General features: G+C 68.9%; 17 protein-coding genes. All 17 read right to left on the bottom strand.

The genetic code is table 11. The features are described 5' to 3' along the window. Positions 1-23: 23 nt before the first annotated feature. Positions 24-1,805: a hypothetical protein gene (locus ACFXGI_RS11710; protein ID WP_384705233.1), complete on the bottom strand. Its 1,782-nt coding sequence runs from the start codon at positions 1,803-1,805 to the stop codon at positions 24-26. Positions 1,806-2,163: 358 nt separating this feature from the next. Continuing rightward, positions 2,164-2,547, bottom strand: coding sequence for a DUF6113 family protein (locus ACFXGI_RS11715; RefSeq protein ID WP_384705234.1), 384 nt, complete (start codon positions 2,545-2,547; stop codon positions 2,164-2,166). After that, positions 2,544-3,440 (bottom strand): N-acetyl-1-D-myo-inositol-2-amino-2-deoxy-alpha-D-glucopyranoside deacetylase, encoded by an 897-nt coding sequence (mshB, locus tag ACFXGI_RS11720; RefSeq protein WP_384705235.1) that lies wholly within the window; start codon positions 3,438-3,440, stop codon positions 2,544-2,546. The genes ACFXGI_RS11715 and mshB overlap by 4 nt, the downstream gene beginning before the upstream one ends. 32 nt (positions 3,441-3,472) lie before the next feature. Further along, positions 3,473-3,667, bottom strand: coding sequence for a hypothetical protein (locus ACFXGI_RS11725; RefSeq protein ID WP_030153401.1), 195 nt, complete (start codon positions 3,665-3,667; stop codon positions 3,473-3,475). Between the two features lie 311 nt (positions 3,668-3,978). After that, entirely contained in the window at positions 3,979-5,010 is a 1,032-nt protein-coding gene (locus tag ACFXGI_RS11730) for an ABC transporter ATP-binding protein (protein ID WP_384705236.1), read from the bottom strand. Continuing rightward, positions 5,003-5,977, bottom strand: coding sequence for an ABC transporter ATP-binding protein (locus tag ACFXGI_RS11735; protein WP_384705237.1), 975 nt, complete (start codon positions 5,975-5,977; stop codon positions 5,003-5,005). The genes ACFXGI_RS11730 and ACFXGI_RS11735 overlap by 8 nt, the downstream gene beginning before the upstream one ends. An 11-nt stretch (positions 5,978-5,988) precedes the next feature. Then, positions 5,989-6,996, bottom strand: coding sequence for an ABC transporter permease (locus ACFXGI_RS11740; protein WP_384705238.1), 1,008 nt, complete (start codon positions 6,994-6,996; stop codon positions 5,989-5,991). Next, positions 6,989-7,912, bottom strand: a complete 924-nt coding sequence (locus ACFXGI_RS11745; RefSeq protein ID WP_229336650.1) for an ABC transporter permease — start codon at positions 7,910-7,912, stop codon at positions 6,989-6,991. The genes ACFXGI_RS11740 and ACFXGI_RS11745 overlap by 8 nt, the downstream gene beginning before the upstream one ends. Positions 7,913-7,942: 30 nt before the next feature. Further along, positions 7,943-9,571 carry an ABC transporter substrate-binding protein gene (locus ACFXGI_RS11750; protein WP_384705239.1) on the bottom strand — a complete coding sequence of 543 codons (1,629 nt, stop codon included), beginning with the start codon at positions 9,569-9,571 and terminating at the stop codon, positions 7,943-7,945. A gap of 107 nt (positions 9,572-9,678) precedes the next feature. Further along, complete coding sequence (locus ACFXGI_RS11755) at positions 9,679-10,644, bottom strand: GNAT family N-acetyltransferase (RefSeq protein ID WP_384705240.1); 966 nt, start codon at positions 10,642-10,644, stop codon at positions 9,679-9,681. Positions 10,645-10,708: 64 nt separating this feature from the next. Continuing rightward, complete coding sequence (locus ACFXGI_RS11760) at positions 10,709-12,328, bottom strand: ABC transporter substrate-binding protein (protein ID WP_384705241.1); 1,620 nt, start codon at positions 12,326-12,328, stop codon at positions 10,709-10,711. A gap of 97 nt (positions 12,329-12,425) precedes the next feature. Continuing rightward, positions 12,426-13,478 (bottom strand): ABC transporter ATP-binding protein, encoded by a 1,053-nt coding sequence (locus ACFXGI_RS11765; protein ID WP_384705242.1) that lies wholly within the window; start codon positions 13,476-13,478, stop codon positions 12,426-12,428. Further along, positions 13,471-14,517 (bottom strand): ABC transporter ATP-binding protein, encoded by a 1,047-nt coding sequence (locus ACFXGI_RS11770; protein WP_384705304.1) that lies wholly within the window; start codon positions 14,515-14,517, stop codon positions 13,471-13,473. Before ACFXGI_RS11770 ends, ACFXGI_RS11765 begins: the two co-directional genes overlap by 8 nt. Before the next feature lie 20 nt (positions 14,518-14,537). Further along, on the bottom strand, positions 14,538-15,485 hold the full coding sequence (locus ACFXGI_RS11775) for an ABC transporter permease (protein ID WP_384705243.1): 948 nt from the start codon (positions 15,483-15,485) through the stop codon (positions 14,538-14,540). Then, positions 15,478-16,410 (bottom strand): ABC transporter permease, encoded by a 933-nt coding sequence (locus tag ACFXGI_RS11780; protein ID WP_384705305.1) that lies wholly within the window; start codon positions 16,408-16,410, stop codon positions 15,478-15,480. The genes ACFXGI_RS11775 and ACFXGI_RS11780 overlap by 8 nt, the downstream gene beginning before the upstream one ends. 174 nt (positions 16,411-16,584) lie before the next feature. Continuing rightward, positions 16,585-18,222, bottom strand: coding sequence for an ABC transporter substrate-binding protein (locus ACFXGI_RS11785; protein ID WP_384705244.1), 1,638 nt, complete (start codon positions 18,220-18,222; stop codon positions 16,585-16,587). A 429-nt stretch (positions 18,223-18,651) separates the two neighbouring features. Beyond that, on the bottom strand, positions 18,652-20,556 hold the full coding sequence (gene typA / locus ACFXGI_RS11790; protein WP_384705245.1) for a translational GTPase TypA: 1,905 nt from the start codon (positions 20,554-20,556) through the stop codon (positions 18,652-18,654). Between the last annotated feature and the right edge of the window lie 225 nt (positions 20,557-20,781).

Here is a 20,781-nt window from a genome sequence, read left to right on the forward strand (position 1 = left end):
CGGGGGCTCCCGCGAACCGGTCGTCAGCTGCCGTTGGTGTTGATCGTGACGGTCCGCTCGGCCGCGGTCTTCCCGCGCAGCGCCTGGCGCAGGGCGCCGACGACGTCCTGCGGGGTGACCGCGGTCTTCTCTCCCGTACCGCGCGTGATGAGGACGCCGTCGAAGGAGTTGCCGTACGTCGCCTTGAGCGCTTCCAGGTCGTACTTCTCGGTCAGGTGCCCGTCCACGACCTGCATGCTGAGGATCTTGGGGAGGGACTTGGCGCCGAAGGGGAGGGACTTGCCGCCCGCCTTGACGGTGGCCACGCCGGACATGGCGGGCTCGGCGAACTCCTTCATCGCCCGGTCCAGTTCGGCCTGGTCGACGACCGGGTTCTTGGTGGCGACCGGGAGTTCGACCGGGGCGGTCTTGCCGGTGGCGACCAGCTCGCGGAAGGCCTTCTTGACCAGTTCCGCGGAGGCACCCGGGTCCAGGGAGCTGCCGGGCTTGCCGGGGACGGCGACGGCCTTGCCGGTGTCGAAGGTGATGGTGCCCTCGGTGGCGGTGCCGGCGGTGCCGGCCAGCTCCTGGAGCGCGACCTGGAGCTTCTCCTCGTCGACGGGCAGCACGGCCTCCGCGATGCGCTCGTTGCCGAGGAGGGAGCCGATGACCGTGACCGGGTTGTAGTCGCTGCCGGCCGCGTTGCGGACGGTGGTCTGGGAGTCCAGGCTCAGGCCGGCCTTCTCGGGCTTGAGCTCGACCTGCTTGCCGCCGACGGTGAGCGTGAGCGGGGTGGCGGCGCGGTTGGCGAAGGCCGTCTGGAGCTTGCCGACAGCCTCGTCGCGGGTGCCCCCGATGTCGACGCCCATGACGGTGGTGCCCTTGGGGACGTCGGAGTGGTTGAGGAGCAGCCCGGCGCCGTAGGCCACGCCGCACAGGGCGATGATGCCGCTGACGGCGAGGACCAGCTTGGAGCGGCCCTTCTTGACCTTGGTCGGCTTCATGGAGGCCGGCTTCGGGCGCGCGGGGGCGGTCGCCGCCGGGGCGGGGGCCGGCGTCGGGACCGGTGTCGGGAGGACCGGGCCGGGACCGCCCGGGCCGGGGACCGGCGGGAACGGGTCGTCCAGCTCGGGGCCGGGCCAGCGGGGGGCCTCGGCGCCCCCGGGGGCGCCGCCCGGAACCGGGCCGCCCGGGACCGGGCCGCCGGGGACCGAGCCGAGCGCGGGGCCGCCGGTGGGGCCCGCGGGGGCGCCGGCGGCCGGGCCGCCGTACGCGGGGAAGGCCTCGGTGGCCGGTCCGCCGTCGGTGTCGCCGTAGCCGGGGTGGGCCAGGGGCGTGCCGACGCCGGGGCCGCCGGGCATCCGGGGGGCGAGCGGCGCCTGGGGGCCGGGGCCCGGGCCGTAGCCGGGGCCCGCCGGGGCGCCCGGGGCGAAGCCGGCGCCCTGGCCGGGGGGCGGGACCTGGCCGGGACCGGCCGGAGCACGGGTGGGCAGCACGGGCGCCGGGCCCGCGGCCGGGGTGCGGGTCGGCAGCGCCGGGGCCGGGGCGGCGGCGGGCGCGGGGGCGGACGACTTGCGCGGGGCGAACCAGTTGCTGGTCGGCTCCTCGGGCTCGGCGGCGGGCGCGGGCTCCGCCACGTCCGGCCCGGCGACGGCGGCGGGCGCGGGCGCGGCCTCGGCCTCCGACTCGGTGGCGGCCGCCATCGGCTTGCGTACGACCACCGGCGGGATCGGCCGCGAACCCGGGATGTTGATCCGGATCCGGGTCGTCAGGGTGGTCTCGGTCTTCGGCCCGTCGGTGTCGGGCGTAGACGGGTTCGAGGTCACAGGGTTCTCCTCCGAGGCAGTCGCCGCGCCAGGCCCAGGCGGCACAGGCAAGGACGGGTTCCGGCCGGTTCCATACGGCGGTGTACCCGAGGGGTAAGCGGCTCCACCGCGCCCCTGGGGCCCGGAGGACGAACTGTCGGTTTCACGACTCAAGGCAGGTTCTCCCGGTTGGCTCCGCCGCCCGCGTGCCGTGCGCGGGCAGCTCGGCGGCCCGACCACCATACTGGCCGGGGCCCGCACGCAACTGTCCGAGGGGAATCAGGGGTTCCCCTTCAACCCGCTCACGCCCCCTCCGAGCAGCCCGCGGACCCCCGCCCAACCCCCGTGAACGCACACCCCGACCGAGTTCAACGGCACGTCACTTGCCGGACTGCGCGGCCGAAACCGGCCCCTCGAACGGGCCTCGCAGCGTGGCACACATCACAGCCAGGATCGTCCCGCCCAAAAGGTAGGCGTACATGCCGATTCCGGACGAACCGAGCAGGAAGTCCCCCTCGGGGCGCGGCACGCCGAGCACGACGTACGCGAGGAACCAGCCGAGCGCCCCGGCGCCCACTCCGAGCCCGGACCCGACCGCGATCCGGCCGCCGAGGAACAGCCCGAAGAGCGCCAGCAGTCCCAGCAGCAGCCCGCCGGGGAACCACAGGTCCACGACGAGCCAGCCGGCCGCGCCGGTCAGCACGCCGACGGCCAACAGGCCCAGCAGGGTGGCGATCCGCCCGGGGGTCAGGGTGCCGGTCACGCCTCCACCCCCGCGAACAGGTCGTGCTCGCGCGTCCCCTGCGGAGCGCCGCAGCGGCCCGCGACCAGCTCGTAGTACTCGTGGGCGAACAGCGGCTGCGCGAGGTCGTTGGAGAGCGCGAAGAAGGGCCCGTCCACGGCGATCTGCGTGGCGTGGGCGCGCATCGCGGCGGCCTTGGCCGCCACGAACGCCCCGTCGGCCCCGATCTCGGCGGTGATCCGGTCGTCGTCGACGACCCCGGGCACGTCCTGCGGCGAGGCCAGACCCGGGAAGGGCGTCTCGGTCCCCGCCGCCTTCAGCCGGGCGAAGCCCTCCTCGACCACCGAGCGCGGCACGCGGTTCCAGTAGATCTTGCCGATCCGCCACGGGTCGCCGAGGTCCCGGCGGTACGTGGGCTCCGCGGCCAGCTCCGCGCCGCGCATGGCGACCCGGTGGGCCTGGATGTGGTCGGGGTGCCCGTAGCCGCCGTCCGGGTCGTACGTGACGAGCACCTGCGGGCGGACCTCGCGGATGACCCCGACGAGGTGGGCGGCGGCCTCGTCCACGTCCGCCGACCAGAAGGACCCGGGCCGGCGGTTCTGCTCGGCGCCCATCATCCCGGAGTCCCGGAAGCGGCCGGGGCCGCCGAGGAACCGGTGGTCGGTGACACCGAGTTCCGCCATGGCGGCGGCGAGCTCGCCGATGCGGTGGGGACCCAGGGTGTCGTCGCGGTCGGGCGCCAGGTGGGCGAGGTCCGGCGGGATGACCTCGCCCTCTTCGCCGAGGGTGCAGGTCACGAGCGTGACGTGGGCACCCTCGGCCGCGTACTTGGCCATGGTGACGCCGTTGTTGATCGACTCGTCGTCCGGGTGCGCGTGCACCAGGAGCAGCCGACGGGCGGGAAGACCGTTCATGGGGCCAAGCCTACGATCAAGCGGCGGGCGCCCTACAGCTTGAGGCCGCTGATCATGCTGGCCACGTTCGTGGTCAGCTGGCTGAGGGTCGGCGCGATGGTCGAGCTCGCCAAGTAGAACCCCAGGAGCACACAGACAGCGGCGTGGCCCGCCTTCAGGCCCGACCGGCGGACCAGCAGGAAGACGACGATCGCCAGCAGCACCACGGCCGAGATCGAGAGTGCCACGGCGTTTCACCTCCACGTCGAGCGGACATCGGTACGCGTATTCGTACTCACTGCTCGGCGGAGTACATACCCACCGTGCGCTACGGATCATAACTATCCGTACCAGCGCATCGATCGAATTCCGGCAGCACGAGGGGCGCACGCCGCGCATGCGCAGGGTCACGGGGGAGGCCGGCCGGGGAGTCTGTACGCCTCCCCGGCCGGCTGTCGGCACCCGCACGGCCGCACGGAACCCAGGCTGCACGCCCCAGATCTCGGGACAGAAACGGTCAAGTTGCCTGTACGTAAACCGGGTTGGCGGGAAGGTGACCCTAACGGAGCGAATCCGCGCGGGGTGGCCGGATTTCGCCTGCGAAATGACAGGCCGAGGGGTGGGCCGCCGGGCCGGACGGAAAGGCCTCCGGAACGGCCAGCAGCGGGACCTCGTCCGTGCAGCGCTGCTGCGCCTTCCAGCAGCGGGTGCGGAACGGACAGCCGGACGGCGGATTGGCCGGGGAGGGCACGTCGCCGGTCAGGATGATCCGCTCGCGGTGGGCCCGCGCCTGCGGGTCCGGGACGGGCACGGCCGACAGCAGGGCCTGGGTGTACGGGTGGGTGGGGTGGTCGTAGATCTGGGTGTCGGTGCCGATCTCCACCACCCGGCCCAGGTACATCACGCCGACCCGGTCGGAGATGTGCCGCACGATCGAGAGGTCGTGCGCGATGAACACGTACGACAGGTCGAATTCGTTTTGGAGCCGCTCCAGGAGATTGATCACCTGGGCCTGGACGGAGACGTCGAGCGCGGAGACCGGCTCGTCCGCCACGATGACCTCCGGCCGCAGGGCCAGGCCGCGGGCGATGCCGATGCGCTGGCGCTGGCCGCCGGAGAACTGGTGCGGGTACCGGTTGATGTACTCGGGGTTGAGCCCGACCACGTCGAGGAGTTCCTGGACCCTGCGGCGCCGGTCGCCCTTCGGGGCCACCTCGGGGTGGATGTCGTACGGCTCCCCGATGATGTCGCCGACCGTCATGCGCGGGTTCAGCGAGGTGTAGGGGTCCTGGAACACCATCTGGATGTTGCGGCGGACGGCCTTGAGGGCCCGGCCGGACAGCTTGGTGATGTCCTCGCCCTTGTACGAGATCGCACCGGCCGTCGGGCGTTCCAGGTTGACCAGCATCTTGGCGACGGTGGACTTGCCGCAGCCGGACTCGCCGACGATGCCGAGCGTTTCGCCGCGGGCGAGGCCGAAGGAGACGCCGTCGACGGCCTTGACCGCGCCGACCTGCTTCCTGAAGAGGATTCCCCGGGTCAGCGGGTAGTGCTTGACGAGGTCCTTGACCTCCAGGATGGTCTCAGCCACCGAGGCACTCCTTCCAGAAGAAGCACGCGCTCGCGCGGCCCTGGCCCGCCTGCGCGAGCGGCGGTACGTCGGTGCGGCAGACCGCCTGGGCCATCGGGCAGCGCGGGTTGAAGGCGCAGCCGGACGGGATGGCCAGCAGGTTCGGCGGCAGGCCCTTGATCGCGTACAGCTCCTGGCCCTTCTGGTCCAGGCGCGGGATGGAGTCGAGCAGGCCGCGGGTGTACGGGTGCGCGGGCGCGGCGTAGATCTCGTGGACGGGGGCCGCCTCGACGATCCGTCCCGCGTACATGACCGCGATCTTGTCCGCGACGTCGGCGACCACGCCGAGGTCGTGGGTGATGAGGATGAGCCCCATGTTGAGCTCGCGCTGGAGCTCGGCGAGCAGGTCCATGACCTGGGCCTGGACGGTCACGTCGAGGGCCGTCGTCGGCTCGTCCGCGATGATCAGGGAGGGCTCCAGGGCCAGCGCCATCGCGATCATGATGCGCTGGCGCATGCCGCCCGAGAACTGGTGCGGGTAGTCCCCCACCCGCTCCCGAGCCGCCGGGATCTTCACCCGGTCCATCAGCTCGACGGCCTTGGTCTTGGCGTCCTTGCGCGACATGCCGCGGTGGACCTCGTACATCTCGCCGAGCTGGGCGCCCACGCTGAGCACCGGGTTCAGGGAGGACAGGGCGTCCTGGAAGATCATCGCCATGTCGGCGCCGCGGATCCTGCGCCGTTCCTCCTCCTTCATCTTCAGCAGGTCCTTGCCCTTGAAGAGGATCTCGCCGCCCGCGATCCGGCCGGGCGGGATGTCGAGGATGCCCATCACGGCCTGGGCGGTCACGGACTTGCCCGAGCCGGACTCGCCGAGCACGGCGAGCGTCTCGCCCTCGTCCACCGAGTAGTTGACGCCGTTGACGGCCTTGGCGACTCCGTCCCGCGTACGGAACTCCACATGGAGGTCGCGGACTTCGAGCAGCATGTGCCCACTCCTCAGCGCAGTTTGGGGTCGAGGGCGTCGCGCACCGCGTCGCCGAGCATGATGAACGCGAGCACCGTCAGGCTCAGCGCGCCCGCCGGCCAGAGCAGCATGTGCGGGGCGTTGCGGATCTGCGGGGCCGCGTTGGAGATGTCGATGCCCCAGGAGACGGTGGGCGGGCGCAGGCCGACGCCGAGGAAGGACAGGGTGGCCTCCAGGGCGATGTACGTGCCGAGCGCGATGGTGGCGACGACGATGACGGGCGCGACGGCGTTGGGCGCGACGTGCCGCAGCAGCATCCGTCCGTTGCCCGCGCCGAGCGCCCGGGCGGCCTGGACGTAGTCGTTCTGTTTGGCGGTGATGACGGAGCCGCGGCCGATGCGGGCGATCTGCGGCCAGCCGAGGAGCACGATGAAGCCGACGACCGGCCAGACGGTGGTGCTGGTGACCACCGAGAGGAAGACCAGGCCGCCGAGGACGACGGGGATGCCGAAGAAGATGTCCGCGACCCGGGAGAGCAGCGAGTCGCCCCAGCCGCCGAAGAACCCGGCGAGCCCGCCGAGCACCGAGCCGAGCAGGGCGGCGCCGAGGGTGGCGCAGACGCCGACGGTGATGGAGGCGCGGGCTCCGTAGACGGTACGGGTGTAGACGTCGCAGCCCTGGGTGTCGTAGCCGAAGGGGTGGCCGGGCGAGGAGCCCTGCTGGGACTTGGACAGGTCGCACTGGAGCGGATCGCCGCTGGCGATGAGCTGCGGCCAGATCGCGATGATCACCAGGAACAGGATCATCAGGGAGGAGATGATGAAGACGGGGTTGCGGCGGAGCTGGTGCCAGGCGTCGGACCACAGGGAGCGGGCCTTCTCCTGGGGGCCGGGCCCGGGCGGCTGGTCGCCCAGCGCCTTCTCGAGGCTCTCGGCCTCGTCGAGCGCCAGATCCATGGGCCCGCCCTGGCCGGTGGGGGCGATGGCCTCTCCCTTTCCGGGTTCCAATGGGTCGTAGAGGGGCTCGCTGCGCTCAGGCATAACGGATCCTCGGGTCCAGGACCGCGTAGAGCAGGTCGACGAGCAGGTTCGCCAGCAGGAAGACGATGACGAGGATGGTCACGAAGCCGACCACCGTCGGGGAGTTGTTGCGCAGGATGCCCTGGTAGAGCTGGTATCCGACGCCGTGGATGTTGAAGATCCGCTCGGTGACGATGGCGCCGCCCATCAGGGCGCCGATGTCGGTGCCGATGAAGGTGACGACGGGGATCAGAGAGTTGCGCAGCAGGTGGCGGGTGACGACCCGGCGGCGCGGCAGGCCCTTGGCGACGGCGGTGCGCACGTAGTCGGCCTTGACGTTCTCGGCGATGGAGGTGCGCGAGAGCCGGGTGACGTAGGCGAGGGAGACCAGCGCGAGCACGATGCCGGGCAGGATCAGCTCGTTGAAGGGGGCGTCCGGGGAGACGGTGGGCCGGACCCAGCCCCATTTGACGCCGAAGAGGTACTGGAGCAGGTAGCCCGTCACGAACGTCGGCACGGAGATGACGACGAGGGTGAGCACCAGCACGCTGGTGTCCACGGACTTGCCGCGGCGCAGGCCGCTGATCACACCGAGGGTGATGCCGATGACGACCTCGAAGAAGATCGCGACGATGGTCAGGCGCAGGGTGACGGGGAAGGCCGAGGCCATCAGCTCGGTGACGGGCTGGCCGTTGAAGGCCGTGCCGAAGTCACCCTGGAAGATCTGGCCCATGTAGTGGAGGTACTGCTCCCACAGCGGGCGGTCGAGGTAGAGGTCCTTGCGGATGCGCGCGGCGGTGGCGGGGTCGGGCGCCTTGTCGCCGAAGAGGGCGGCGACCGGGTCGCCGAGCGCGTACACCATGAAGAAGATCAGGAACGTGCTGCCGATGAACACCGGGATCATCTGGAGCAGCCGCCGGATCACATAACGTCCCATGGACTGCTCCAGGATCGATCCGACGGAGGGTCAGCTGACCTTGATCTCGTTGTAGACGGGGACGCTGAACTGGTTGAGCGCCACGTCCGAGAGCCGCTCCGCGTAGCCCGCACTGCCGTTCTGGTACCAGAGCGGGATGGAGGGCATCTGCGCGACGAGGATCTTCTCGGCGTCCTGGAACTTCGCGATGGCCTTGGCCGCGTCACTCTCCTGGTTGGCCTCGTCGACGAGCTTGTCGAAATCCGCGTTGCTGAACTTCCCGTAGTTGGAGGAGGCGCCCGTGTAGTAGAGCGGCTGGAGGAAGTTCTGGATCAGCGGGTAGTCGGCCTGCCAGCCGGAGCGGAAGGGGCCGGTCAGCTTGAAGGCGCTCTGCTGGTTGCGGAAGTCCGCGAAGGTGCCGATCGGGTTGACCGTGCAGACCGGGCCCTCGCCGATCGCGTTGTTGATGCTGTTGCAGACGGCGTCCATCCACTCGCGGTGCGAGCCGGTGTCCACGTTGGACGTCAGGGTGACCTTTCCGCCGGGGAGTCCGCCGGCGTCCTGGATGAGCTTCTTGGCCGCGGCCGGGTCGTACTTGCAGGCGTCGCCGCAGAGCGTGGCGCTGAAGCCGCCCTTCTCGCCGAGGGCCGGGGAGGTCCAGTCCTTGGCCGGGGTGCGGGTCTCGCGGAAGATCTGCTTGGTGATCTCGTCGCGGTTGATGGCCATGGAGATGCCGCGGCGGACGTTCTCCATGCCCTCCTTGCCCCACTGCGGGTCGTACAGCGGGAAGGTGAGGGTCTGGATGATGAGGGCCGGCTGGTTGATGTACCGGTCGCCGAGGTCGTTCTTGACGTTCTTCAGCTGCTGCGCGGGGACGTCGTCGACGAGGTCCAGGTTGCCGGAGATCAGGTCCGTGTAGGCGGTGTTGTTGTCGGTGTAGACCTTGAGGTCGACGCCGCTGTTCTGCGCCTTGTCCGCGCCCGGGTAGCCGTCCCAGGTGCGCAGCTTCATGCCGGTGCCCTTGGTGTACGAGTCCACCGCGTACGGGCCGTTGCCGATGGGCTTGTTCAGCCAGCCGGCGTGGTCGGTGAAGAAGGCCTTGGGCAGGGGGGAGAAGGCCTGGTAGCCGAGGGTCTCGGGCCAGGTGGAGAACTTGTTCTTCAGGGCCACGGTGAAGGTCTTGGGGTCCTTGACCACCAGTCCGGACATCGTCTTGGTCTTGGGCTCCCCGGAGGCGGGGTGGAGGTCCGCGTAGCCGACGATGTCGGAGAAGAACGGTGCGTTGTTCTGCTTGTTGCGCACGTCCGCGCCGTAGTTCCAGGCGTCCACGAACGACTGCGCGGTGACCGGCTCGTCGTTGCTGAACTTCCAGCCGTCCTTCACCGTGATGGTGAAGTTCTGGCTGTCGGTCGTCTCGATCTTCTCGGCGAGCATGTTCTTGGCCTCGCCGGTCTTCGGGTCGTACCGCTTGAGGCCCCGGAAGATCATGTCGAGGACCTTGCCGCCCTGCACCTCGTTGGTGTTGGCCGGCTCCAGCGGGTTCTGCGGGTCACCCCAGGAAGAGCTGACGATTCCCGCGCCACCGCCGCCTCCGCCGCTGTCGCTACCGCCGCAGGCCGTCGCCGCGAGGGCGACGGCCACCGCACATGCGGCCCACTTGGCGTGGGTGGCTCCGCGCATGGAGTGCCTCCTATGGCTCCCAAGACTCACTTAGGGCCCAATGTCACCCTATGTGGGGGCCGGAACACTCACCGTTGGACCGATTGCACCCTCGCGTCCTGCGGCTGTCACCCGCGCGAGTGCAAACTCAGCTCCCAGGTGTCCACCGCGTAGTGCAGGCGCATGCCGTGCGCCTCGTACAGCGCGAGCGCGCCGGTCTCGTTGTGGGCGTCCACGCCCAGGCCCAGGGTGTCCCGGCCCCGGGCCGAGTAGGCCGCGAAGGCGTGGCGCAGCAGGAAGCCGCCGATGCCGCGGCCCCGCAGGTCGGCGCGGACGCCGAGGTGGCTGAGCCAGGCCATGCTGGTGCGGTCGTCGCGGGTGAGCAGGACGCCCGCGTCGCCGACGCCGGGCAGGCTCGCGATCCAGACCAGCGACCAGTCGAGGGTGCGGGCGTCGAGGTGGTCCAGCCACGCCTCGTACGGGCGGTGCACATGGCCGAAGTGGGCGGAGAAGGTCTCCTCCACCAGGGCGTGGACCCGGCGGCGGTCGGCCTCGTCGGCGGCGCAGTCGCGCACGAGGAGCCCGCCGGGAGGGGCGGGCGGCAGGTCGGCGGCCGGGGACAGGGACCGGGTCATCACCTGGTAGTGGCGTACGGGCCGGTAGCCGCGGCCGGGCAGCACGTCGGCGTCGAGGACCGGCTTCACGTTGAGCTGGAGCCGCATGACGGCGTCCACCGCCCCGGCGGTGAGCTCGCGGGCCCGGATCTCCATCAGCTCCAGCAGCCGGACGGCGGCGGCGCGATGGCCGGGCAGCACGTAGTGCTCGGAGTCGACCCTGCCGGGCCCGGAGTCGGCCCACACCTGGCCGTAGGCCACGAGCCGACCCCCCTCGAACGCCAGCCAGGAGTCCTTGGCCAGGTCGATGTCGGGGTGGTGGAGGTCGGCCTCGACCGCGGCGAGGTCGCTCTCCGGTCTGCCGATCTCGATGAGGTCGACGGCGTTGAGCAGGGCACAGATGTCGGACGCGTCCCCGGGCCCGGCGGGCCGTACGGTCAGCGTGCTCCGGCTGCGGCGGGCATACGGTGTCGCGGTCACCCGACCACTGTCCGCCCGCCGCGGGCGCCGCCGCAACTCCCTTTCCGCGCGGCCCCGGCGGGTGTCAGTTGAGCTCGACGTGCGCCAGGTCGATGCGGCCCTGCGCGTCGACCCCGACGTTCTTCACGGTCTTGGAGTAGGCCACGGCCGACATGTAGGTGAAGACCGGGATGTACGGGAGGTCCCTGATGACGATGTCGTCGGCCTGCTGGTAGAGCTTCAGGCTCTCGGCCGGGTCGGTCGCCCGGTCGGCGGCGGCGAGGACGGCCTCGAACTCGTCGTTCCCGTAGCGCCCGAAGTTGGAGCCGTTGGCGATGGCCTCCTTCGAGAAGACCGGGCGCAGGTAGTTCTCCGCCGCCGGGTAGTCCATGGCCCAGCCCATGCGGAAGGCCCCCTTGAACTTCTGCGACTTCACGTCGTCGATCAGCGCGGCGGAGCTCTGGTAGGGCTTCGCGGTGGCCTCGACGCCGAGGTTCGCCTTCAGCTGCGCGGCGACGGCCTCGATCCACTCCTTGTGGCCGCCGTCCTCGTTGTAGCCGAGCTCCAGCTTGTTGCCCGGTATGCCGCCGGCCTGCTGGAACAGCGCCTTGGCCTTGCTCGGGTTGTACGTGCCGGCCTCGCCCAGGGCGCCCCTGCGGTAGCCGGGGACGATCGGGCTGATGAAGTCGTCGGCCGGCTTGCGGGTGCCCTGGAAGATCTTCTTGGAGATGGCCTCACGGTCGATGGCCATCGAGATCGCCTTGCGGATCTCGGGCTTGCCGAAGGCCTCGGGGTTGGCCTCCAGCGGCAGGCCGAGGTAGCCGACGGACGCTTCCGGCTTGTAGATGTAGCGGTCGCCGAACTCCTCGGAGACGGTGGCGAGCGCGGAGACCGGCAGCTTGTCGGTGATCTGCAGGACGTTCTTGTGCAGGTCGCTGTAAGCGGCGTCCAGGTCGTCGTAGATCTTGAAGGTCACGCCGTCGAGCTTGGCGCGCCCCTCGGCCGGGTACTTGTCGTACTTCCTGACCTTGATCTGCTTGTGGTGCTCCCACCTGCCGTCCATGCGGAACGGGCCGTTTCCGATCGGGGCTTCGCCGAAGCCCTTCGGGTCGGCCTCGAACGCCTTGGGCAGCGGGTAGAAGGCGTCGTATCCCAGCACGGTCCTGAACTGGGAGAACGGCGCCTTCAGGGTGACGGTGAAGGTCCTGTCGTCGATGACCCGCAGGCCCTTGAGCCCCTTGGCGGTGGGCGTCCTGCCCTTGCCCGGGGCCAGCTCCTCCGAGCCCTCGATCTTCGAGAAGAAGCCCATCGCCTCGGCGGTGTTCTCCTGGTCGGCACCCCAGTTCCAGGCCCGGACGAAGGACTGCGCGTCGACCTTCTCGCCGTTGTGGAAGGTGTACCCGTCCTTGATCCTGATCGTCCAGGTCTTCGAGTCCGTGGTGTCGACGGACTCGGCGATCGCCAGCTTGGGCTCGTTGGTCTTCGTGTCGTACGTGACCAGGCCGGTGAACAGGGCGTGGAGGACTTCCGCGCCCTCGGTCTCGGCGGTCTCCTGCCCCACCAGCCCGTGCTGCGGCTCTCCGAGGACCACGGTGATGTGCCCGCCGGTGCGGCCGGCCTCCGCATCCTCGCCGGCGCTGCAGGCCGTGGCGGCCATCGCCACGACGACGGCACCGACGATCCACTGGGCGCTCGCTGTGCGCATGGGTGGTGTCTCCTCGGGAGTCGCTTTCGATGGGGCGGGAAAAGCGGACGGGGCCCAGCCGGGATCGGCTGGGCCCCCTCCTGCCGTTCCGGCGGGATCAGACGGCCAGGACGGCCTTCTCCTCCGCGAAGTGGCACGCCGACTCGTGCGCGGCCAGGGTGTTCACGCCCTGGAAGCGCGTCGGGATCGCCAGCAGCGGCTCCTCCGTGGAGCAGCGCTCCTCGGCCTTCCAGCAGCGGGTGCGGAAGCGGCAGCCCGACGGCGGGTTGGCCGGGGAGGGGACGTCACCGGTGAGGATGATCCGCTCGCGGTGGGCGCGGGCCTCCGGGTCCGGGACGGGGACGGCCGACAGCAGCGCCTGGGTGTACGGGTGCGTCGGGTGGTCGTAGATCTGGGCGTCGGAGCCGATCTCGGCCAGCTTGCCCAGGTACATGACGCCCACGCGGTCCGAGATGTGCCGGACGATCGAGAGGTCGTGCGCGATGAAGATGTAGGAGAGGTTGAACTCCTCCTGCAGCTTCTCCATCAGGTTGATGACCTGCGCCTGCACCGACACGTCGAGCGCGGAGACCGGCTCGTCGCAGATGATGATCTCCGGGTTGAGCGCGAGGCCGCGGGCGATGCCGATGCGCTGGCGCTGACCGCCGGAGAACTGGTGCGGGTACCGGTTGATGTACTCCGGGTTGAGGCCCACGACGTCCAGGAGCTCCTGGACCTTGCGGCGCCGGTCGCCCTTGGGAGCCACCTCGGGGTGGATCTCGTAGGTCTCACCGATGATGTCGCCGACCGTCATGCGCGGGTTCAGCGAGGTGTACGGGTCCTGGAACACCATCTGGATGTTGCGGCGGACGGCCTTCAGCGCGCGCCCGGACAGCTTGGTGATGTCCTGGCCCTTGTAGAAGACCTCGCCCGCGGTGGCCCGCTCCAGGTTCATCAGCAGCTTGGCGACGGTGGACTTGCCACAGCCGGACTCACCGACGATGCCCAGCGTCTCGCCCTGGTACAGGTCGAAGCTGATGCCGTCGACGGCCTTGACGGCGCCGACCTGCTTCTTGAACAGGATGCCCTGGGTCAGCGGGAAGTGCTTGACCAGGTTGCGGACCTGGAGGATCGGCTCGCCCTGGGGGGCGGTCTTGGTGAGCTCAGCCATGGAGCTGCTCCTTCCAGAAGTGGCAGGCGCTGGCGCGGCCGGGCAGCTCGGAGCCGTCCTGCTCGCTGACCACCTGGAGCAGGGGCACGTCGGTACGGCAGATGTCCTGCGCAACGGTGCAGCGCGGGTTGAACGAGCAGCCGGTCGGCAGCCGCAGGAGGTTGGGCGGCAGGCCCTTGATCGCGAAGAGGTCCTGGCCCTTCTGGTCCAGGCGCGGGATCGAGTCCAGCAGACCGCGGGTGTACGGGTGCGCCGGGCGCTTGTAGATCTCGTGCACCGGCGCCGTCTCGACGATCCGGCCCGCGTACATGACGGCGATCTTGTCCGCGACGTCGGCGACGACGCCGAGGTCGTGGGTGATCAGGATCAGGCCCATGTTGAGCTCGCGCTGGAGCTCCGCGAGCAGGTCCATGACCTGGGCCTGGACGGTCACGTCGAGGGCCGTGGTCGGCTCGTCGGCGATGATCAGGTCCGGCTCCAGCGCGATCGCCATGGCGATCATGATGCGCTGGCGCATACCGCCGGAGAAGTGGTGCGGGTAGTCGTCCACACGCTCCTTCGCCGCCGGGATCTTGACCTTGTCCATCAGCTCGATGGCCTTGAGGCGGGCTTCCTTCTTCGACAGGCCCTGGTGGACGCGGAACATCTCGCCCAGCTGGTAGCCGACGGTGAGCACCGGGTTCAGGGAGGAGAGGGCGTCCTGGAAGATCATGGCGATCTTCCGGCCGCGCAGCTTGCGCCGCTCCTCGAAGCTCATCTTGAGCATGTCCTGGCCGCGGAAGAGGATCTCGCCCTGCGGGATCTTGCCGGGGGGCATGTCGAGGATGCCCATGATGGCCTGCGCCGTCACGGACTTGCCCGAGCCGGACTCGCCGAGGACGGCGAGGGTCTCGCCGGCGCTCACGCTGTAGTTGACGCCGTTGACGGCCTTGGCCACGCCGTCGCGGGTGTGGAACTCGACGTGCAGGTCGCGCACTTCGAGGAGCGGGCTCTGCGGGTTCCCGTCACGCGGGGAGGGAACGGTGCTGGTGTTGTCCATGGTGATCACGTACGCCCTCCTCAGCGCATCTTGGGGTCGAGGGCGTTGCGGACCGCTTCGCCGAGCATGATGAAGGCGAGGACGGTGATGCTCAGCATGATCGAGGGGTACAGCAGGATGTGCTGCGCCACTCGAATCTGCTGGGCTCCGCCGGAGATGTCCACACCCCAGGAAATGGCCGGGGACGCGAGGCCCAGACCGAGGTAGGACAGCGTCGCCTCGGCCGCCACGTAGCCGCCGAGGGCGATCGTCGAGACGACGATGACCGGGGCCATGGCGTTGGGAAGGATGTGCCGGATGAGGATCCGGCTGGTGCCCGCGCCGAGAGCCTTGGCCGCGTGCACGTAGTCCGCCTGCTTCACGGTGATGACCGAGCCGCGCATGACGCGGGTGATCTGGGTCCAGCCGAGGAAGGCGAGGGCGAAGACGACTGTCATCACAGTGCGCTTGGTGAAGGACTGCAGCACGACCATGGCGCCGAGCAGGAAGGGGATACCGAAGAACATGTCGGTGATCCGGGAGATGATCGCGTCGGTCAGACCGCCGAAGTAGCCCGCGATCATGCCCGTGATGCCACCGATGACCGTGACCAGCAGGGTCACGGAGACGGAGACGATGATCGAGGCGCGGGTGCCGTAGATCAGACGCGCGTAAACGCTGCGCCCTTGGCCGTCGTACCCGAACCACTCGGGCGAACCTATCTGGCCCAGCTCCGGCTTGGTCAGGAAGTGGTGGACCAGGTCGCCCTTGGTGGGGTCGGCGCTGGTGAACAGGCCCGGGAAGACCGAGATCAGCAGCAGGAAGAAGATCAACACCGAAGAGATGATGAAGTAGGGGTTGCGGCGCAGGTCCGCCCAGGCGTCTCCCCAGAGGCTGCGCGCCTTCTCGGGCTTCGCGCCGTCCACGGGAACGCTGGTCACCAGGGCCTGTTCGGCCGTCGCGGTGTCGGTCTTGATCATGTCAGGCATAACGGATCCTCGGGTCCAGGACCGCGTAGAGGAGGTCGACGAGCAGGCTGGCGGCGAGGTACACCAGGACGAGAACGGTGACGACGCTGACGACGGTCATACCCTCGCGGCGGATGATCGCGTCGAAGATGAGGTTGCCGACGCCCTTGACGTTGAAGATGGACTCGGTGACGACGGCGCCGCCCATGAGGGCGCCGATGTCGGTGCCCAGGAAGGTGACGACGGGGATCATCGAGTTGCGCATCAGGTGCACGCCGATGACGCGGCGCTTGGGCAGGCCCTTGGCGACGGCCGTGCGGATGTAGTCGGCCCGCAGGTTCTCCGCCATCGACGTCCGGGTGAGGCGCGCCACGTATGCGAGCGACAGCGAGCCGAGCACGACGGCCGGGGCGGCGAGTTCGCTCCACGTCGGGTGGTTGCTCACGTTCGGTTGCATCCAGCCGAGCTGGAAGGCGAACACCGTCTTGACGATGAAGCCGAAGACGAAGACCGGCATCGAGATGATCAGCAGGGTGATGATCAGGACGAGGTTGTCCGCGAGCTTGCCCGCCTTGAGACCGGCGACGATGCCGAGGGCGAGACCGAGCACGATCTCGATGACGAAGGCGAAGACAGCCAGCTGGAGCGTGACCGGGAAGGCGTCGCCCAGAACGTCGGTGATCTCACGACCGCTTCGGATCTGCGTGCCGAAGTCGAAGTGGAAGAGGATGCCCGAGAGGTAGTTCCAGTACTGCTGGTACAGGGGCAAGTCGAGGCCGTGCTCGTGCCGGAGTGCGGCGAGCGTGGCGGGGTCGGCGCCCTTGTCGCCGAAGAGACTGGCCACGGGGTCACCGGGCAGGCTGTACACCATCAAAAAGATGAGCAGGGTCGTCCCGAGGAAGACCGGGATCATCTGGAGCAGTCGTCGTGCGACATAGCGCCCCATCATGCCTCCGTAGAAGATGCGGCAGAGGCAGCCGGACGGGCCCTTTCGCCACGCACGCACGTGACGGGATCGTCACTGCGTCGCGAAAGGGCCCCCCGGGCTCTGCATTTAGGCCCGGATGCGGGCCGGCTCCCCGCCGGCCCACATCCGTCGAGCGGAATTACGCTGTGGGACTTACTTCTTGACCTCGACGCCTTCGAGGATCGGGTCGCCGTCCTGGGCGTACTTCACGTTCTGGACCTTCTCCGAGAAGCCCGCGTTGACCTTGTAGTACCAGAGCGGGATCGACGGCATGTAGTTGACCAGGTCCTTCTCAACGGCCTGGTACGCCTTCACCGACTCGTCGAGCGACGCCGCCGTGTCGGCAGCGGCGATCTTGGCGTCCAGGTCGGGGTTCGAGAAGCCACCCTGGTTGCCGCCCGCGCCCGTGCGGAACAGGTCGCTGATGAAGTTGGCGTTCACCGGGTAGTCGAGGACCCAGCCGGAGCGGTAGATCGACTTGACCTGCTTGGTCTTACGGGCCTGGAGGTCGGCCTGGAAGTCCGGCTTGGCGTCGCCGGTGCACTTGACGCCGGTGGCCTGGGTGATGCTGTTGCAGACAGCGTCGACCCATTCCTTGTGACCGCCGTCCGAGTTGAACTGGATGGAGATCTCGTTGTTCGGAACGCCACCACCGGCGGTGATGAGCTCCTTGGCCTTGGCCGGGTTGAACTTGGTGACGTCACCGGTGGCGTTCGGCGTGTAGCCGAGGACGCCCTTGGCGACCCAGCCCGTGGCCGGCTCGCGGGTGCCCTGGAGCACCGTCTTGGTGATGGTGTCACGGTCGATCGCCATCGACAGGCCCTGGATGACCTTCGGGTCGACCGGCTTCGGGGTCTTCCACTGGTCGGCGTAGAAGGCGATGGCCAGGGTCTGGATCGCGGAGTACGCCTGGTCCACGGCGCGGTTGCCGAGGTCGTTGCGGTAGACCGGGAGGTCCTTCGGGCCGATCTGACGCAGGACGTCGACGTTGCCCGACTTCAGGTCCTCGTAGGCGGTCTCGAGGGTGGAGTAGTTCTTGAGAATCACACCACCGTTCTTCGCCTGGTTCTCGCCCTTGTAGGCGTCGAAGCGCGTGAGCTCGATCTGCTTCTTGTGCTCCCACGACTTGAACTTGTACGGGCCGTTGCCGACCGGCTTCTCACCGGCGGCCTTCGGGTCCTTGTAGAAGGACTCGGGCAGCGGGGAGAAGACCTCGTAGCCGAGCTTGTACGCGAAGTACGGAACGGCGTTGCCGAGCTCGATGGTGAAGGTGTTCTCGTCGACGACCTTCAGACCCTCCAGGGCCTCGGCGGTGGGCTTGGCGCCCTCGGCCTCGGGGTGGAGCGCCTCGTAGCCCTTGATGTCCGCGAACCAGGACGCGTTGCCCTGCTTGTTGTTGATGTTCGCGGCCCAGTTCCAGGCCTTGACGTACGAATCGGCGGTCACCTTGGTGCCGTCGTGGAAGGTCCAGCCCGGCTTGAGCTTGACGGTCCAGAGCTTGCTGTCCTTGGACTCGACCGACTCGGCGTTGACCATGGTCAGCTTGCCGTCGGCGTCGTAGTCGACGAGCTGCGAGAACAGCCCGGACATGACGATCGAGCCGTTCGACTCCATCGTGTCGGCCGGCTGGAGGAGCTTCTCGGGCTCGCCCACCTCGACGGAGTAGATGCCGTTCGGGTCAACCTCACCCTTGCCGGCGGCGTCGCCCTTGTCGTTGCCACCGCAGGCGGTCGCAGCCAGGGCGACGACAATCGCGCCCGCTACCCACTTGGCGCTCTTGGCACCGCGCATGGGTTTCCTCCTCATGAGTCCACTGTTTGATGTGCGGGACACATGCACGTTTCGCCGACACCCCTGACGGCGAGTTGAACAGTGCCCCGAGTGTGCTCGTGAGTCGACGCTCCCCACAGCGTGTGACCCATTGACCCGAGCTCAATGGAGCCATCCTCAGGGACGGCCTGACCGTAAACCACACTTAACTGGTCTCGTTTTCACAACATCACCTCATGGCGAAAACCCGAAATCCGGACAAACGGATAGGAGACAGACACGTGCGAAACGGACTGTTAGTTCATCTTCCGGAGTGTCACGGTCGGTATACGGACACCGTGGACACTGGAACGCAACAATCCGGTTGACAAACGCCAACAACCCCTCCCCCACGAAACCGTGGTGAAGGGGTTGCGGACGGAACGTCGGCCCGGCCGGGCCGACTTGCCGCTACTTCGCGGACTTGGCGCGCGACGCGGTGCGCGAGCGCTCCTTCTGGTCCAGGACGACCTTGCGGATGCGGACGGCCTCCGGGGTCACCTCGACGCACTCGTCGTCGCGGCAGAACTCCAGGGACTGCTCCAGGGAGAGCTTGCGGGGCGGCACCACGTTCTCGGTGTTGTCCGCCGAAGCCGCACGCATGTTGGTGAGCTTCTTCTCCTTGGTGATGTTCACGTCCATGTCGTCGGAGCGCGAGTTCTCGCCGACGATCATGCCCTCGTACACCTCGGTGCCGGGGTCGGTGAACAGGACGCCGCGCTCCTGCAGGTTGATCATCGCGAACGGCGTGACCGAACCGGAGCGGTCCGCGACCAGCGAACCGTTGTTACGGGTGGTCAGCGTGCCGAACCACGGCTCGTGGCCCTCGTGGATCGAGTGGGCGATACCGGTACCGCGGGTGTTCGTCAGGAACTCCGTGCGGAAGCCGATGAGGCCGCGCGACGGGACGACGAACTCCATGCGGACCCAGCCGGAGCCGTGGTTCGACATGTTGTCCATGCGGCCCTTGCGGACGCCCATGAGCTGCGTGACCGCGCCCATGTGCTCCTCGGGGACGTCGACCGTCATGCGCTCGACCGGCTCGTGCACCTTGCCGTCGATCTCCTGCGTGACGACCTGCGGCTTGCCGATGGTCAGCTCGAAGCCCTCGCGGCGCATCTGCTCGACCAGGATGGCGAGCGCGAGCTCACCGCGGCCCTGGACCTCCCAGGCGTCCGGGCGCTCGGTGTCGAGCACGCGCAGCGAGACGTTGCCGACCAGCTCGCGGTCGAGGCGGTCCTTGACCTGGCGGGCGGTGACCTTGCGGTCCTTGACCGCGGCCTTGGCCTCCGCGCCCTTGCCGCTGCCGCCGCGGCCGACCATCGGGGAGGTGTTCGTACCGATGGTCATGGAGATCGCCGGCTCGTCGACCGAGATCAGCGGAAGCGCGATCGGGTTCTCCGGGTCGGCCAGGGTCTCGCCGATCATGATGTCGGGGATACCGGCGACCGCGCAGATGTCACCCGGGCCCGCCACCTCGGCCGGCTTGCGGGTGAGCGCCTCGGTCATCATCAGCTCGGTGATGCGGACGTTCGACTGGGTGCCGTCACGCTTGATCCAGGTGACGGTCTGGCCCTTGCGCAGCTCGCCCTGCTCGACGCGGAGCAGCGCGATGCGGCCGAGGAAGTTGTCGGCGTCCAGGTTGGTGACGTGGGCCTGGAGGGGCGCCTCGTCGTCGTACACCGGGGCGGGGACGTGCTCCAGGATGGTGGAGAAGAACGGCTCCAGGCTGTCGCTGTCCGGGGGGACGGTGCCGTCCTCCGGCTTGGTCAGCGAGGCCACGCCGTCACGGCCGCAGGCGTAGACGATCGGGAACTCGATCTGGTCCTCGGTGGCGTCCAGGTCCAGGAAGAGGTCGTACGTGTCGTTGACGACCTCGTCGATCCGGGAGTCCGGGCGGTCCGTCTTGTTGATGCAGAGGATGACCGGCATGTTCGCCTGCAGGGCCTTGCGCAGGACGAAGCGGGTCTGGGGCAGCGGACCCTCGGAGGCGTCCACCAGCAGAACGACGGCGTCCACCATCGACAGACCGCGCTCGACCTCGCCACCGAAGTCGGCGTGGCCGGGGGTGTCGATGATGTTGATCGTGATCGGGGCCCCGCCGTCCTTGGGGTGATACTTCACCGCCGTGTTCTTGGCGAGGATCGTGATGCCCTTCTCACGCTCCAGGTCGTTCGAGTCCATCATGCGGTCGTCGAGGTGCTGGTGGGCGGCGAAGGCACCGGCCTGCTTGAGCATGGCATCGACGATGGTCGTCTTGCCATGGTCGACGTGGGCGACGATGGCGACGTTACGGATGTCGTGGCGCGTGGGCACTTCGGCGCTTCTCCCGGGATCGTGGATGGCGGCGCGTACGGTCCGGCACGCGCGCCTCGACCGGGCGGAAAACCTGCCACGGCCTTACCCCATCGTACGTCGCGTGGCGGGAACCGCCCGCCGGGGGGTCTGTCAAGAGGCCGGAAGGCTGAGCGCGGCCGGGTACGGGGTGGGGGGTGCCCGGCCGAGGATGGTGCGGGTATTGCCGCGGGTCAACGGGTATGG

The sequence above is a fragment of the Streptomyces sp. NPDC059355 genome (genome assembly GCF_042752335.1).
GTDB lineage: Bacteria > Actinomycetota > Actinomycetes > Streptomycetales > Streptomycetaceae > Streptomyces.